This is a genomic window from Tichowtungia aerotolerans (assembly GCF_009905215.1).
GTDB lineage: Bacteria > Verrucomicrobiota > Kiritimatiellia > Kiritimatiellales > Tichowtungiaceae > Tichowtungia > Tichowtungia aerotolerans.
Window position 1 is genome coordinate 3,421,315 of sequence record NZ_CP047593.1, and the last position, 14,295, is coordinate 3,435,609.

Genomic DNA, 14,295 nt, shown 5'->3' on the forward strand with positions numbered 1-14,295 from the left:
TATCTCTACCTGAAAGATATCCTATGAGTTCAAACAAGCGATTCCAGGTTCTGATTGTCGATGACCATCCTGTTGTTCGGCAGGGACTGCATCAGCTGCTCAACGATGACGACCATCTGTTTATCTGTGGAGAAGCCACCAGCGCCGCAGAATGCATCTCAAAAATGAATAAACTGGCCCCGGATATGATTCTTTCTGACATATCCCTGCCCGGCACAGACGGGATTGAGCTGACCAAGGAAATTCGACAACTCAATCCGAACATTCCGGTTCTCATTTTTTCCATTCACGGTGAAGATATCTATGCAGAACGGGCGCTCAGTGCCGGCGCCAACGGCTACGTGATGAAACAGGAGAATCCGGACGTTCTTCTGAAAGCTATTCACAAAGTTTTGGAGGGTGAAATTTTTCTCAGTCCGAAAATGACGACCCGCATGCTGAAACAGATGAGTCAGAACCGCTCATCCGTTCAGCAGGAAGCAACGACCGGTGTTCAGAAGCTGAGCGACCGTGAGCTGGAAGTTTTTGAGCTGATCGGAAACGGATATTCCACTCGCCGGATTGCAGATCGCCTCCATCTAAGCATCAAAACGATCGAAACCTATCGATTGCACATCAAAGACAAGTTAAACCTGAAAGATGCCCCGGAACTGACGTATCGGGCCGTCCATTGGGTCGAAACCGAGTCTAAGGCGTCATAAAACTCCATATTCCTATAAGGGTTTCCCTGATAAGGCTCTAAGCTTTTCGCCCTGAGAAGGTTCAGCTTAGCCCCAATTGCATTTTTCCTTCCGAATAGATAATTGTTCTTTCGCGGAGGGAACAATGAGTAAAAAACAAATAGAACCATTACTAAAAGCTGTAAGAGAAAAAAAGGCATCGGATCTCTTGCTGACGGTTGGCGCCGCCCCCCAGCTTCGTATCAATGGACTGCTTGAGCCGGAAGATGATGCGCCGCTTTCTGCAAAGCAGCTTGAGAGCATGGTTCTGGAAATTCTCAGCGAGCATCAAAAGCTGGTTTTTGAAACATATAAGTCCGTCGATTTTTCCATCGATTTCCCCAGCATTTCAAAATTCAGAATGAATGCTTATTACCAGCGGGGAAACGTTGCGCTGGCGGCACGCATTATTCCAGACGAAATCCCATCGGCTCAGGAGCTGGGACTGCCCAAGATTATAGAAGAATTCAGCGGGCGATCCTCGGGGCTGTTTCTGGTGACGGGGCCGGCCGGCAGTGGAAAGTCCACAACACTCGCCTCGATGGTCGACCGCATCAACCGCCATCGTTCGGCTCATATCATCACCATTGAAGATCCGATTGAGTACGAACATCATCATATTCGCTCCATTGTTGACCAAAGAGAAATCGGCAGCGATGCGGAATCTTTCAGCAGCGCACTGCACAGCATTTTCCGCCAGTCCCCGGACGTGATTATGGTCGGAGAGCTTCGCGATCTTGAAACCATCCACCTTGCGCTGACATTAGCAGAGACAGGCCACTTGATCCTCGGGACCCTTCATACCCAGGACACGACGCATGCCATCAGCCGGATTGTGGATGTATTTCCATCCGATCAACAGCAGCAGATTTATTTCCAGGTTTCTCAGGTGCTGATCGGCGTTGTCGCACAGCAGCTGATGCTGACTCAGGATAATTCCAAACGGGTTTTGGCCTGCGAAGTGATGCGGGTTAATTCCGGAATCCAGAACCTGATCCGCGAAATGAAGATCGAACAGATTTACAGCATGATTCAGGCCGGGCGAAAAGAAGGCATGGTTACGATGAATGAGTCGTTGCGTGAGCTTCTTGAGCTCGATCTTGTCCATGCACATGCCGCCCTTAACCGGACGGTGAAACCCAGGGAGCTGCTTCGACTCATCGAAGCTCACAAACAATAAGGAGACTGGTTATGAGGAACAAGACCCATCGGAAGCCACCCTTTGGTGTGCAAACCAGCATACTGCTGAGCATGCTGCTGTGCTTATCGGCATCTGCGCAGATGACGGGAGAGGAGCTGTCCGCGACGAACGAGACAGACACAATAAGCGCAACAGGAACATCCGACTATGTATCCATACAGGTGGATGGCGGAACGATCCGTCAGGTGTTGAATGCCTTTGCGATGCAGACTCAGCGCAACGTGGTGATTGGGCCGGAAGTGGTCAGCGAAGACGTCAACATTCATTTAAATCAGGTTCGCTGGGATGAAGCCCTTGAAGTGATCCTCAAACCCTACGGATATGGCTACCGAATGGTTGGAAACACGATTGTTATCAGCGAACTGGAAAACTTGGCGTCTTTAGCCGCTGTTGAGCCGCTCGAAACCAGAGTGTTCGATCTTCGCTTCCTGGATGCAGGCGATGTGAAGGAAATGCTGGAAGGACAGCTTTCCAGCAGAGGAAGCATGAGTATTATGCAGACCAGCGGACAAAAAGGATGGGAATTCGCCGCACAAAGCCGGATGTATTCCAGGAGCGGAGCCACATTGACTAAACGTCAACGTTTGGTAGATGAAGAAAACTCAGCTCAGGCCAAGAGTAAAACCATCATTGTCACTGATATCCCCAGCATTCTGGACAGCATTGAGTCCGTCCTCGAAACCATAGATCAGATTCCGAAGCAGATTCTCGTTGAGGCAAAATTTATTGAAGTCAACGATAATTTCCTGAGAGACATCGGTGTGGAGCTCGGGGGAACAGTTAAGCTTGGCGGGAACCCGATCAGTTTTCAGGACAAATTCTTTGACGCCAGTCCCAGTGCATTTGATCCGGTCAGCACGGATATTTCCGGAAAACGTACGCTCAATACGTTCGGCCAGCTTAGCTTTGAAAGCGGTGGTGCGGAATTTCTGTTGAACATGCTTCAGGAAGATGATGACAGCAATGTCCTCTCATCCCCACGGGTCCTGACCCTGAACAACCAGGAGGCAACCATTATTGTCGGACAGAAATATCCGATCATTGAATCGGATGTATCGGGCAGCGGCGGCGACGCCATTACCTCCACCACACTGGATTATTATGAAAACATAGGGATTCAGCTGAATGTGGTTCCGCAGATCAGCGACGAAGGATTCATCAACATGATTGTTCACCCTTCTGTCAGTTCGATCGTCGGCTTTGAAAGCGGTGCTGTTTCCACTGGCGGCAGCACGGACAACCAGGCCTTGACCCAGTATCCCATCATCAATGTTCGCGAAGCTGAAACCCAGATTCTTCTGAAGGACCAGGAAACAACGGTCATCGGCGGATTGCTCGAAGAACGTGACGGGATGACCGAATTCAAAGTTCCTCTGCTGGGAGATATTCCGTTTCTGGGCGCTCTGTTCCGCAGACAGACGAGTGATCAGCGCACAGTCGACCTTCTGATATTCCTCTCTGCCACGATTGTAGATGCTGACTCCGACTACATGAACAGCAGCAGAGTCGAGGACGCAGAAGAGGTTTTTGCAGAAGAACCTGCCATCGAGATTGTGGTCGTCGCATCCGAAGTCGAGACCAATGCACCGGTGGTCGAAATAGATGTTTCGGAGGCGGAGATAAACGCGCCTGTAGTTGAAACAGAAGCCCCTGCAGCCTCTAAAGAGGAAGACGCGGTTGAGCCGGAAGACAATGCGCAGCAGGTCCAGTCTGTAATGAACGACCTGAGCAGCTGAGAATACAGGAAAAACTATAATGAACACTCGGAAAACAATGACGCAGCAGCAATTGCAGGAACTTTTTCTCGAGCATGAGGATGAAGAAGTCTCTCTGCATCATATTGCAGAGCACTGCGGATTGGCGTCTGCCAAAGAACTGGCAGAGGCCTTTTCCGAGCTGTTGAATATTCCGTTTATGGATATTCCAGAGGAATGCCATATCGAGCGGTCAGTGATTGAGCTGGTCCCCGAACCCGTTGCCAAGCGTTACACACTGATTCCGTTTGAGCAGAACAACGAACACTCACTGACCGTCGTTATGGCAAACCCCCTCGATCTGGACGCGATCGATACTGTGCGCTCCCAGACGAAACTGGAAGTGCACCGTGTTGTTGGCGTCGAAGACGATATTCTCAGGCTGATTAACAAATCCTATCAGGCAGAGTCCTACATTGAAGAAGGTCTGCAGGATATTATCTCCCTGGAAAACATTGACCTGGACCTGGATCCGGGTGACACCATGCATGTGGAACTGGATCATCTCAAGGATCAGGCCAATGATGTCCCTGTTATCCGTTTCGTCAATCTTCTGCTGATGGGAGCCATTCGCGACCGGGCCAGTGACATCCATTTTGAACCGGGGGAACGCAGTGTTTCCGTACGGTTCAGGGTCGATGGGGTTTTAAGAGAAGTTACCCCTCCTCCCCGCGCCTTGTATGCTGCAATTGCTACACGGATTAAGATTCTGTCAGAACTGGATATTGCCGAACACCGTCTGCCTCAGGACGGAAGATTTAAGTTCAAAGTTCATGGACGAGTGATTGATGTGCGCGTATCTGTCCTTCCGGTTGCTCACGGAGAAAAAGTTGTTCTTCGCATTCTTGACCGGGAAGCGCTGCTGGTTGACATGGTCGATGTCGGTTTTGATCCGGTGATGCTGCAGCAGTTCAAAACCATACTCAATCACCCAAACGGAATCATTCTGTTGACCGGACCAACCGGCAGCGGCAAAACCACGACACTTTACAGTGCATTAAATTACCTCAAAAATCCGGAACGAAACATACAGACCGTAGAAGACCCGATTGAGTACCTGATCGACGGCATAAACCAGACCGCGATTCGTCCTCAGATCAATCTTGATTTTGCAAACTGCCTGCGTTCCATCCTGCGCCAAGACCCTGACATTATTATGATTGGGGAAATTCGCGACATGGAAACCGCCCAGATTGCAACCCGATCTTCTTTAACCGGTCATTTGGTTCTAAGCACATTGCACACGAATGATGCTCCCTCGTCTTTCAGCCGGCTGCGTGACATCGGCGTGCCCTCTTATCTGATTTCAGCAACCGTTCGTCTGGTTATCGCTCAAAGGCTGGTTCGCAAAATCTGCTCGCGGTGCAAAGAAGAAACAACCGCCAACCCAGAGCAGGTTGAATTAATCTCGAGAATCTGCCCGGACGCACCTTCCTGGAAATTCTATCACGGCAAGGGATGTCCGGATTGCCAGCACACCGGTTTCCATGGACGCACCGGAATTTTTGAGTTTCTCAAAGTGTCCGATGAATTCAGACGACTGGTAGCTGAAGATGCGAATGACAATGTTCTGCGTGATACCGCAATTCGAGGCGGGATGGAAACGCTTGCCAGCAATGGTTTTATAAAGGTGAAGTCAGGAGTCACAACCGTGGACGAGGTGCTCCATGTAACTCAACAAATCTAACGGAGAAATGCTATGAAACAATTCAACTACACAGCAAAAGACGCCTCCGGAAAACTGATTCGCAATATGATCGAAGCAGAAACCCGACAGAGCGCCTTGTCTGAACTCCGGCGAAAGGGTCTGACCGTTGTCAGCCTTATGGAACAGGATGGGCATCATTCACCAATCACTGAACGCATTCGGGAAACAGCCCAAAACTACCGTCAGTCGGCAAAAGAAAAGGAAGACCTGACTCTCGCCTCCAAAAAGAAAATCATCTCTGCCCGTATCCGCCTTAGTGATATGGCTATTTTCTGCCGGCAGCTGGCGATTTCGGTCAATTCGGGATTATCGTTGAGGGAAGCATTGGAAGGAATTCATGAAGATATGGATGTCCCTGCCCTGAAAAGAGTCCTGGATGACATTATTCGGAAACTACACGACGGCATACCTTTTTCAAAAGCCGTGGCAAACCATCCAAGAGTATTTTCGCCGGTATTCATCGGCATGATACGGGCCGCAGAAGAAGCCGGCTCCCTGCCGGAAACCCTGGACCGTCTCGCCGCATATATGGAGTCAAGCGATAAGCTGCGCCGAAAAATCAAAAGCCTGATGGCCTATCCCGCGTTTGTCGCTGGCTTCTTTATCTTAATCTGTCTCGTTATGGTTCTAGCAATCATTCCGCGTTTTCAGAGAATCTTCGGAGACCTGAATGCCGATCTCCCCAAATTCACACAGGCAGTATTCGCCATCAATCAATATATTGTTACGCATTTTCTCTTTATTGTGGGGATTGCTGCTCTACTGAGCATTGGTTACATCCTGTACGGAAGAACAAAAACCGGCGGACTGCAGATTGCTAAAATCAAGCTCGACATGCCGTTGTCCGGAACGTGCCTGAAACGCTACATCATCGCCCGAATCTGCCGGTGTCTGTCCATTATGCTGAAGAGCGGCGTGCCGGTTTCAACCGCACTGAGAATTGTTGCAAAGATCGGTGATAACCTGGCGATTGAACGCGCTATCGACGAAGCACACGCAAAGATTATCTCAGGGTCCACCATTGCTGCTGGACTGAATCAGACCGATGTGTTTCCTGCCCTTTTGATTCGGATGCTGGGTGTTGGTGAAAGTGCAGGACGTTTGCCGGATGTACTGGATCGGGTCAGCGATGCCTATGAAGACCAGGTTGAGGCTGCAATTACAACCAGCACCGCGCTGCTGGAGCCCGTGATTATTACAGTGTTTGGAATGATGGTGCTTCTGTTGATCATCAGCATTTATCTGCCGGTGTTCTCTGTAGCAGCACATATTAGATAGGCATCTTCGGAATAAATCCGGAAAGGTGCGGGAACAAGGGAACAAAAAGGAGGAGTCCCATGAAGAGAAAACAGAAAGCAGGGTTCACCCTGGTCGAACTGATGATCGTGGCTGCGATTATCGCAATTCTGGCTGCGATTATCATTCCGCTTCTGTCGTCAAATCGTGATACCGCGATTGCCGCAGAGGCTCACAACCTGTGTGGAACGGTTGCTACAGCCTGTAAGGTTTATTATGCAAAAAACGGTGCAGGTCCTACCAGCACTGCTGATTTGCCGGCAACCACTCAAACCGAACTGGAAAATGCAAAATATTACGATGAGTCAGATATTGAGATTGACTGGACCAGCCCCGCGGCATGGACAATCACAGTAACCAGTGGAGCTAACGTTTACTCAACTGGAACCGCCGAGGATCTTACGCTGAATCAAGCAGGCACATGGGGAGGCTCGTTGGTTACCAAAGGAATTGCAGCAGCCAACTAAACTATACTGCCCGCCCCGGTCAAGTCCGGGGCGGGAGGTGCCCAGACGGAGATATTAGAATGAGCAGTTTGAAAAGCATGCTGACCCGGGAACAGGTGGTTGGACTTGATATTAACGACGGTCAAATTACTGCCGCCTGGTTTCAGGCAGGAAATCTTCATGCCGGACTCAAAAATATAGTTTGCGGCGAATATTCTCCTGGAGTGGATGACCGTCATGTTGCCAAGGCAATCAGGGAAATATGGCGCAAAGAAAAGATACCAACACGTACGGTTCAATCCTGCCTGCACAGCCGCAGTTTACTAATCCGTTATTTTAAATATGAAAATATCAGCCGGGAAGAACTGCCTAGAGTTCTTTCCCTGGAAGCAGAAGAAGCTTTGCAGTGCCCTATCGATGAAATTTCTCTGGACTGGCAATTAAATACGGAGCTGCCCTCGAATTCAAATGCTCAAAAACTATCAGGAACTCTGGTTGCCGCTCCTCGTCATAAAGTATTGCGTCACCTGAAATTAATAAAAATGGCCGGGCTTTATTCAGTGAATGTCCATGTAAGTTATTCGGCGCTGAACAACTTATACTCATGGTTAATGAAGGAACAGGATACCGAACCCGTTTGTCTGATCAACCTAACTCAAAGCTCGGTCGATATTGTCATGCATTCTGACAACAGCAATTATCCGCGCACTCTTTTTTCTGCAGAAACCGGATGGGAACACAACGGTTCTTATTTGCTGGAAAACATTCAAAACGCCCTGCTCTACTATCATCTCAAACTCAAACATGCTCCGATCAAACGGATTTTTTTGGCAGGACGTCTCTCTGGCCTTGATGAGTTCAAAAAAAATCTTTCTGAAGAAACATCTCTGCCTGTCAGCGAATTGGACATGTCTTCCATCCTGAAAATCAACAATAAGTTTCTCGCGGGGGACCGAGCCCGTAATCAGGCCACGGCAATTGGTTTGGGACTCAAAAGAGAGGTCGTACAATGAACTGGTGTGAAATCAATCTAGCGCGAGACCTGATTTATTCCTCCAGAAAAAGACAGCGCGTGTACTGGATGATGATCCTCTATTTATGTGCTGCCGGCTGTCTGTTGGCAATTACCGCGGGGATTGCCACGCGACGTGTCCTAGAAGGATTCGACTTCCACAGACAGGCTTTAAGAATCGAACAGCGATTCAGCAACACCCACCCGTCGGCATCGTCCATGCCTTCCTACGCTGAAGATTTAAATCAGATTTTATTATCCGACCAGAACGCCGTTGAAGCTCTGGGGCAGGCACTGCCGGAGCAATTGCATACGACGCTTCCATTGATTGTTGCGATTTTAAGCCGCCCTGATAACGGCACCCTTCATAAACTCAGTTTTTCTCAGGAAACCAGCCAGGGCGACTCGGAACTTGTCTTCAGTATTCGAGTGCCGCTTGCTCAACGATCTCCACCCAGTTTTATTCAGCAATGGAACAAAGACAAGGCACTGAATCGCCAGTTTTCATCAATCACGCCTGTGACAACCCACAGAGAAAAAATTGGTGGAGAAGATGTTCTGATTATGAGTTATAAAGCGGTTTTCAGGGAGTAACCAATGGACAGCGCAAGGTTTATTAGAAATAAAACAATTATGAGCGCGTGGTTAGTAACTCCGTTGCTATTGACTGCTATTCTGGATCGCGCTGCATTCAGCTATCTGGAGCGTCAAAAAGTATCCTTTATTCGCAACCAGGCCCTCAAGAAAATCATTCCTGAAATGACGGAGGCGGCAGAGAATTTCAATTCTTTCATCTTGCCGTACCAATCTGACGACAGCCAAACAACATCCGTTCAGGACAATATTATACGACAAATCAATAATGCTGCTGGACGAGTCCCTCTCACTGTAACCGCAATTAAACTGAACCAGGATCTCATCGCCAAAGACCCCAGAACTGTCCGAATTGACATGCTGGTAAAAGGAGAAGGTACCCCCCGCGAAATCACCGCATTCTTAAATCATATCAAAACGACCGATCCTCAGATCTTTGAAACCCGCATTTCAATCATTCATACCGGCTGGGAAACATCGCTTTTTCAACTGGAAGCAGATCTCAGTCGCATTTATATCCAGCCTCATCGAGATAAAAAATGAAACTGCCTTCGAAAACAATCTATTTGATCGTACTTGGCTTTATTGCCGCAGCATTGGTCTGCGTTATATTTGTTCAGAAAAGAAACCGGCTTCTTCAAAGCTCCCTGGCAAGCGGGCAGTACGAAGCCCAATATCTTTCTGTAGCAAACAGACTTAAAGAACAAATCGCCGATATGCAGATAAAACTACAGGGAAACCTGAGCGATGACCTTCAGATTCCTAAAGAAAAACACAACAAAAAACCTATGGAGGTTGCCGCAGATATAACCATTGTTGAACCGCCGATTAATATCTGTCTTTCAGGGATCTATCTCAGCCATATAATGCCATTGGCAGAGATCAATGGACGTCTGTGTAAGATTGGAGACCGCATCGGCAGTTTAACTCTGGAAGCAATTGATCATTATAAGATCCGACTTAGTGACAACAACGGAGATATTCAGATTGTTCAATTAAACACCGTTGATGAGGCAGCCCAATGAAACCGACTGTTAACAATACCGGAATTACATTGATAGAAGTAATGTTGAGTATTGTCATTCTGGCAATCCTAGCGGTTGTTGCCGTAACGGCCCTGTTTTACCCAACCTATCTGGTTGTAATGAGCAGTATTGAACAGTCCGCCATCAATGCCGGAAACACTGAAATTGAGGCACATTTGAATAATTATAAAAAACCAATTACTCAGGGAAGTTTTTATACCGATGGATGGACCGTCAGCACAACAAATGACGTGGTCGATTACAACGACCTCCCTTCTGATTACGCCCCTGGAACTGGCGACAAAGTTAAGTATGTTCTAATCAAAACTACCGTCGGATATCGAGACGGTCATTCTGTAGAACTGGTGACGTACCGATCTCTTGAAATATCATCATCTGAAAGATAGCTCATGAAAGCACAAACCAAATCATCTCAAAAAGGGTTCAGCATTATTGAAGTAATGATCACGATCATTGTTGCTTCTGTGTTGGTTCTGATCGTCAGCATGATTCTGGTAATGACATTTACTTCCTGGAGAAACAATAATGCGTATACCGATATTCGCAGGGATCTCTCAATGGCATCCCTGATAATGATGCAAGAAATCCGAGAGTCTTCCTATGGCGGATTAACCGTTGGCGAGGATTATTTGAACGTGGAAAGCGCAGCCACAAACAAGACGAGCGTTTTTTCACAAGTTGATGACTCTTTAGTTTATACATCAGAATGGGACACATTTATCCTGATTCCCCGCAACCTGCAGTCATTCAATGCTGTAAAACAAAATGACGGTGTCGAATTGACCCTCGTCGTTGCAAACACCGACTTTGCCATTTCTGTAACCAATCAACTTTTCGTAAATACCAGGAACTGATTATGCAAGTTAACCCCTCCCAAACAAAAAAAGGATCCACTCTCGTAATCGTTATGATTATGGTCATTGCCTTTTCTCTGATGATCACTGCTCTTTTACAACTCGGGGCGTTGGGAGAGCAGGAAACCGTTAAGCAGCTTCGTATCAGCCAGGCGCACTGGCTGGCTGAAGCAGGATTGGAACGAGTCTTGAGCTGGGTGGCTGCCAGCAAAGACTTTCGGGAAGGTCTGAGTGGAAGCCCGCAAACATTCGGCCCCTACACCGAGCTGGCACCTGGCAAATATTCAGTTGAAGTATGGGAGTCTAACATCAGTAACATTACGATCCGCTCCACCGGAAGCACTGAGGTTGGAACACTTGATGATTCTGCAACCGTTCAATTAAGCTTTCGATATGCGTCCGGAATTCCAGGTGCCATTATTGGGTTAAACAATCCGGGGCATACCCATCTTGATAAAGATGTGCTTATTATTGACGGAGATGTTTACAGAGATGGAACTCTTGATATTGAAGGAGATATTGTTTCGAACCAATCTGCATATGCGACATCGCCGCCAATCACCGGAGATGGATCTTTTACGGAAAACTATATCCCGGATCCTGACTCGCCTATTATTGATGCAGATGGACGATTCGCAGGGCTGATTAATTCCGCATCAACACAAACGAATACGATATTCGAGGGGGCATTGTCCGGAACGATTTATGTTAATGGCGACCTTACATTAACGGAAGGAATCAGTGGAGCAGGAACGCTGGTTGTCTACGGGGATCTTATTTTTAATGGAAATGACCAGTCAGTCAGTGATGATGTTGAAATTGTCGTCGATGGAAATATCAGTTTCTCTCAACATACGAGCTTGGGTGACAACGTCGAAGTCTTCTCTCAAAATGGAAACATCTGCCTACAGCACGATATCGACGGCGGTGCTGTGGCGCTAATTGCCAAAAACGGGAGTTTAGGCCATATTGATCCAGAATATGATAATACATTGGGAACGATTGACAAAGACCATATCCTAACAGCCGGGCATTCCATCGGGGATCAAAACCCGTCGAAACCTTCATTTGAAGGAGTTTTTTACGCCGAATATGACATTATTTTTCGCCATAAGGCCGATATTTACGGAAGCGTCATCGCTGGAAGGCATATGGAGATCGGACACTGCGCGTCACCGGGATCGATTAGCATCACCTATGATCCGAGTGTTTTCGATGAAGAGTGGCAGCTCGATTTTGGAAACAACATTGTGATCATCAACAGCAATTGGAAGAGACTTTTATAAGAAATTGCTCCTGTAGTGCCATTCAATGCGAGGCAGCTTCGCCTTTTCAATGTTTTTCGTGAAATGGCGACTGTATACCGATCCTCGTCCTTCGTATGCCAGTTTGCGGAGTTTTCTAACAGTAGTCGGCACATCTGACATCCAATCTTCGTTGCCGAGATCAGTCTTATAGTCGACAATTTCCCCCTGAGGGTCCAATACGGTCACAATATAGCCCAGATATGTCCCTCCCCTCCATTTGGCGGCAGCAACAGCCCATCCAGCAAAATATCTGCGAATCGGGATGTCATTAACGACCCACTCTATCTGACTGTTTTTTCCTTCGGGAAAAACAAATTGCTTAGTAGCGTGTTCAATTAATATGTAATTGTCACCGTCTTCCTCGTCAGCAATGAAATAAAGCTCGGCAGTCAACTTGGCCTTGCTGTCCATATCACTCTTTTTTTCGAGCGTTATTTGACAGGTATAAAGCGTGGTTTTATCACCACTGATCGTCCATTCCATTTCAGGTTTCTGGCGGGATTTTTTTCTAACCGTAATATCTACTTCGGGTACAATTTTATGCTGGAGGTAATTCAGGTCGGCATTTGATAGTTTTTCAACAGGAATCATGCGGAGCTTATCCTCGGTATCCCGGACCTGAATTCGACCAAGAAGTTCTCTCACGAACGTTCCTTCAAAGCGGGTGCCGTCCACATCCGTCCACATCCGAGCCCCTTCTGCAAGAGACACTACAGCAAAAACAGACGCAAAAATTATAGAATGTAACGTTTTCATCATAATCTTTTGGTAGGCAAAAGCGGTTAATATACATTGAAGAGTTGTCCACCAGTCAGGTCGGCCTCCCCTTCAATCATTGAATATGTAATTTCATCAATCAGATGCTGAGGAATCTCTGCGGTTCTGAATACCGGGAGAATCGGAGCCCCGTCACGGTTTTTTGGATAGATTTCACCTTTTTTCTGAATGGTTACAGTACATTGAGTCCATGCACCGCCCGTATCACCAAAAACAATTTCAAAGTCAGCGGGTACGCCGGCTTCCAGCTCAAACCAATCCCCAACACCCATCGGTCCGTGTCCTCGCCAGTACTTACGGTGCTCTTCTGCCGAGCCTCGCCAGTCAGACATCAGTGCGGCTGCTAATACATGACCGCCAGTCAACACAACTTCCCCATTGACTCGAATAACACAGACATTTTCACCACGTCCCCAAAACCGGTACGTTCCGCTTTCTTTGGCAGCAAACTTACCCTTGTAATGAGCCATCCAGTTCAGAGTGTAGACTTCATCCGGAATCCCAAAACTTCGCGGAACAAATTCCGAAGCGGTCATCGGAATATAGAAAAAGGTTGTATAAAGCTTCTGCGGCGCCCGATAATACATCGAAAAAGAACGCGGATTCCACCCTGAGTCAAGAAAACGCCCGATTTCGCGATAATACTCATCTCCAACGGACTGACTGTTACGTTTGCCGCTGCGATCCAGGGTCAAAGCATAGAATGTCCCCTCAAAATCATTTCCAATGGATAATGAACTTTTTCCGCCGAAAAGACTCATATCCGCCGGATCCGGCATCATTTCGAATCCTCCGACACCTCCTCCAAGGCCTTCGCTGATGCGGGATGTTTCGGGCAGCTGAATATTGGACATTCCCTGTATATTCCTAGACGAGATCCGCTGGCTGGCCTTCGGCCTGGCCCGCTTTTTCACCTTAACCTTCGGCTTTTTGAGCTCGACCGTTTTTCTCTCAACCGGCGGCGGAGGCTCAAATTTCTGTTCCATTTTTTTGACGACAGTAAACACAACCATACCACCGGCTAACAACAGAATCGCTGCATGAATTCCTATGCTGACGAGAACCGCCGTAGGCGCCCCTTTAATCAAGCCTTTTGTTCGTTTGACCAATCGTTTCATGACTACAAACTTTTACTAAATGTTAAACTGTCAACTTTTGCAGCAGCGCAGGCATCCATAACCTCAATAATCCGACGATGCACCGTATCGTGATGAGGCAGAAGGTTCACAAAAAAAGGAGACTTCTGGGATTCGGCAACCTGTTTTAAGCCTTTGATGTGATTTACAAGATCGTCCAGTCGCGTATCTTCTGCCGCAAAACGCATACCTTCCAGGACCACTGTTGCATCCTCGTTGATCTCAATAACCGCCTCAACCGGAATCTCAATCTTCAAATTCGGATCAGAAACCGTAGCCGGCAGTACGAAGGAGATATCTCCTTCTTTTTTGATCAGCGAGGCGGTGACCATAAAATAGATGAGCAGCAGGAACACCACGTCAATCAACGGCGCGATCTGAAGCTCCATCTTCGCTTCTCCTGCATTGTTTCGCTTGCTTAAATTCACGTCTCTCTCCTGCTAAA

At 47.6% G+C, this 14,295-nt stretch carries 16 protein-coding genes; 13 read left to right on the forward strand and 3 right to left on the reverse strand.

All coding sequences use genetic code 11. The features are described 5' to 3' along the window. The first annotated feature begins 23 nt into the window (after positions 1-23). From GT409_RS14005 to GT409_RS14065, 13 genes are all read left to right on the forward strand, one after another. Complete coding sequence (locus GT409_RS14005; protein WP_160629680.1) at positions 24-701, forward strand: response regulator transcription factor; 678 nt, start codon at positions 24-26, stop codon at positions 699-701. A 124-nt stretch (positions 702-825) separates the two neighbouring features. Next, the gene (locus tag GT409_RS14010) at positions 826-1,899 is read left to right on the forward strand and encodes a type IV pilus twitching motility protein PilT (protein WP_160629681.1); all 1,074 of its coding nucleotides are present in this window, start codon (positions 826-828) and stop codon (positions 1,897-1,899) included. Between the two features lie 11 nt (positions 1,900-1,910). After that, positions 1,911-3,656, forward strand: a complete 1,746-nt coding sequence (locus tag GT409_RS14015) for a secretin and TonB N-terminal domain-containing protein (protein ID WP_160629682.1) — start codon at positions 1,911-1,913, stop codon at positions 3,654-3,656. 19 nt (positions 3,657-3,675) lie between these two features. Then, positions 3,676-5,361, forward strand: coding sequence for a GspE/PulE family protein (locus GT409_RS14020; RefSeq protein WP_160629683.1), 1,686 nt, complete (start codon positions 3,676-3,678; stop codon positions 5,359-5,361). A 12-nt stretch (positions 5,362-5,373) separates the two neighbouring features. Next, positions 5,374-6,660 (forward strand): type II secretion system F family protein, encoded by a 1,287-nt coding sequence (locus GT409_RS14025; protein WP_160629684.1) that lies wholly within the window; start codon positions 5,374-5,376, stop codon positions 6,658-6,660. A 59-nt stretch (positions 6,661-6,719) separates the two neighbouring features. Continuing rightward, positions 6,720-7,145, forward strand: coding sequence for a type II secretion system protein (locus GT409_RS16060; protein ID WP_269844945.1), 426 nt, complete (start codon positions 6,720-6,722; stop codon positions 7,143-7,145). Positions 7,146-7,204: 59 nt separating this feature from the next. After that, positions 7,205-8,137, forward strand: coding sequence for a type IV pilus biogenesis protein PilM (gene pilM, locus GT409_RS14035; protein ID WP_160629685.1), 933 nt, complete (start codon positions 7,205-7,207; stop codon positions 8,135-8,137). Next, a complete protein-coding gene (locus GT409_RS14040; protein ID WP_160629686.1) occupies positions 8,134-8,730 on the forward strand; it encodes a hypothetical protein in 597 nt (198 codons plus the stop codon). Before pilM ends, GT409_RS14040 begins: the two co-directional genes overlap by 4 nt. 3 nt (positions 8,731-8,733) lie before the next feature. Next, positions 8,734-9,273 (forward strand): hypothetical protein, encoded by a 540-nt coding sequence (locus tag GT409_RS14045; RefSeq protein ID WP_160629687.1) that lies wholly within the window; start codon positions 8,734-8,736, stop codon positions 9,271-9,273. Then, positions 9,270-9,755, forward strand: coding sequence for a hypothetical protein (locus GT409_RS14050; RefSeq protein WP_160629688.1), 486 nt, complete (start codon positions 9,270-9,272; stop codon positions 9,753-9,755). The genes GT409_RS14045 and GT409_RS14050 overlap by 4 nt, the downstream gene beginning before the upstream one ends. Next, positions 9,752-10,162, forward strand: coding sequence for a type II secretion system protein (locus GT409_RS14055; protein WP_160629689.1), 411 nt, complete (start codon positions 9,752-9,754; stop codon positions 10,160-10,162). The genes GT409_RS14050 and GT409_RS14055 overlap by 4 nt, the downstream gene beginning before the upstream one ends. Positions 10,163-10,165: 3 nt before the next feature. Beyond that, entirely contained in the window at positions 10,166-10,630 is a 465-nt protein-coding gene (locus GT409_RS14060) for a PilW family protein (RefSeq protein WP_160629690.1), read from the forward strand. Positions 10,631-10,632: 2 nt separating this feature from the next. Next, the gene (locus GT409_RS14065) at positions 10,633-11,916 is read left to right on the forward strand and encodes a type IV pilus modification PilV family protein (RefSeq protein ID WP_160629691.1); all 1,284 of its coding nucleotides are present in this window, start codon (positions 10,633-10,635) and stop codon (positions 11,914-11,916) included. Here GT409_RS14065 and GT409_RS14070 read toward each other — a convergent pair. The 3 genes from GT409_RS14070 to GT409_RS14080 are packed head-to-tail and all read right to left on the reverse strand — an operon-like array spanning position 11,911 to position 14,278. Continuing rightward, positions 11,911-12,696, reverse strand: coding sequence for a hypothetical protein (locus tag GT409_RS14070; RefSeq protein WP_160629692.1), 786 nt, complete (start codon positions 12,694-12,696; stop codon positions 11,911-11,913). The genes GT409_RS14065 and GT409_RS14070 overlap by 6 nt on opposite strands. A 23-nt stretch (positions 12,697-12,719) precedes the next feature. Further along, a complete protein-coding gene (locus tag GT409_RS14075) occupies positions 12,720-13,832 on the reverse strand; it encodes a hypothetical protein (protein WP_160629693.1) in 1,113 nt (370 codons plus the stop codon). Positions 13,833-13,834: 2 nt separating this feature from the next. Further along, entirely contained in the window at positions 13,835-14,278 is a 444-nt protein-coding gene (locus GT409_RS14080) for an ExbD/TolR family protein (protein WP_160629694.1), read from the reverse strand. Positions 14,279-14,295: the final 17 nt, after the last annotated feature.

Excerpts from the sequence above, each read along its gene's own strand:
- GT409_RS14005 (WP_160629680.1), top strand. The coding sequence starts at position 24 with ATGAGTTCAAACAAGCGATTCCAGGTTCTGATTGTCGATGACCATCCT.
- GT409_RS14010 (WP_160629681.1), top strand. The coding sequence starts at position 826 with ATGAGTAAAAAACAAATAGAACCATTACTAAAAGCTGTAAGAGAAAAA.
- GT409_RS14015 (WP_160629682.1), top strand. The coding sequence starts at position 1,911 with ATGAGGAACAAGACCCATCGGAAGCCACCCTTTGGTGTGCAAACCAGC.
- GT409_RS14020 (WP_160629683.1), top strand. The coding sequence starts at position 3,676 with ATGAACACTCGGAAAACAATGACGCAGCAGCAATTGCAGGAACTTTTT.
- GT409_RS14025 (WP_160629684.1), top strand. The coding sequence starts at position 5,374 with ATGAAACAATTCAACTACACAGCAAAAGACGCCTCCGGAAAACTGATT.
- GT409_RS16060 (WP_269844945.1), top strand. The coding sequence starts at position 6,720 with ATGAAGAGAAAACAGAAAGCAGGGTTCACCCTGGTCGAACTGATGATC.
- pilM (WP_160629685.1), top strand. The coding sequence starts at position 7,205 with ATGAGCAGTTTGAAAAGCATGCTGACCCGGGAACAGGTGGTTGGACTT.
- GT409_RS14040 (WP_160629686.1), top strand. The coding sequence starts at position 8,134 with ATGAACTGGTGTGAAATCAATCTAGCGCGAGACCTGATTTATTCCTCC.
- GT409_RS14045 (WP_160629687.1), top strand. The coding sequence starts at position 8,734 with ATGGACAGCGCAAGGTTTATTAGAAATAAAACAATTATGAGCGCGTGG.
- GT409_RS14050 (WP_160629688.1), top strand. The coding sequence starts at position 9,270 with ATGAAACTGCCTTCGAAAACAATCTATTTGATCGTACTTGGCTTTATT.
- GT409_RS14055 (WP_160629689.1), top strand. The coding sequence starts at position 9,752 with ATGAAACCGACTGTTAACAATACCGGAATTACATTGATAGAAGTAATG.
- GT409_RS14060 (WP_160629690.1), top strand. The coding sequence starts at position 10,166 with ATGAAAGCACAAACCAAATCATCTCAAAAAGGGTTCAGCATTATTGAA.
- GT409_RS14065 (WP_160629691.1), top strand. The coding sequence starts at position 10,633 with ATGCAAGTTAACCCCTCCCAAACAAAAAAAGGATCCACTCTCGTAATC.
- GT409_RS14070 (WP_160629692.1), bottom strand. The coding sequence starts at position 12,696 with ATGATGAAAACGTTACATTCTATAATTTTTGCGTCTGTTTTTGCTGTA.
- GT409_RS14075 (WP_160629693.1), bottom strand. The coding sequence starts at position 13,832 with ATGAAACGATTGGTCAAACGAACAAAAGGCTTGATTAAAGGGGCGCCT.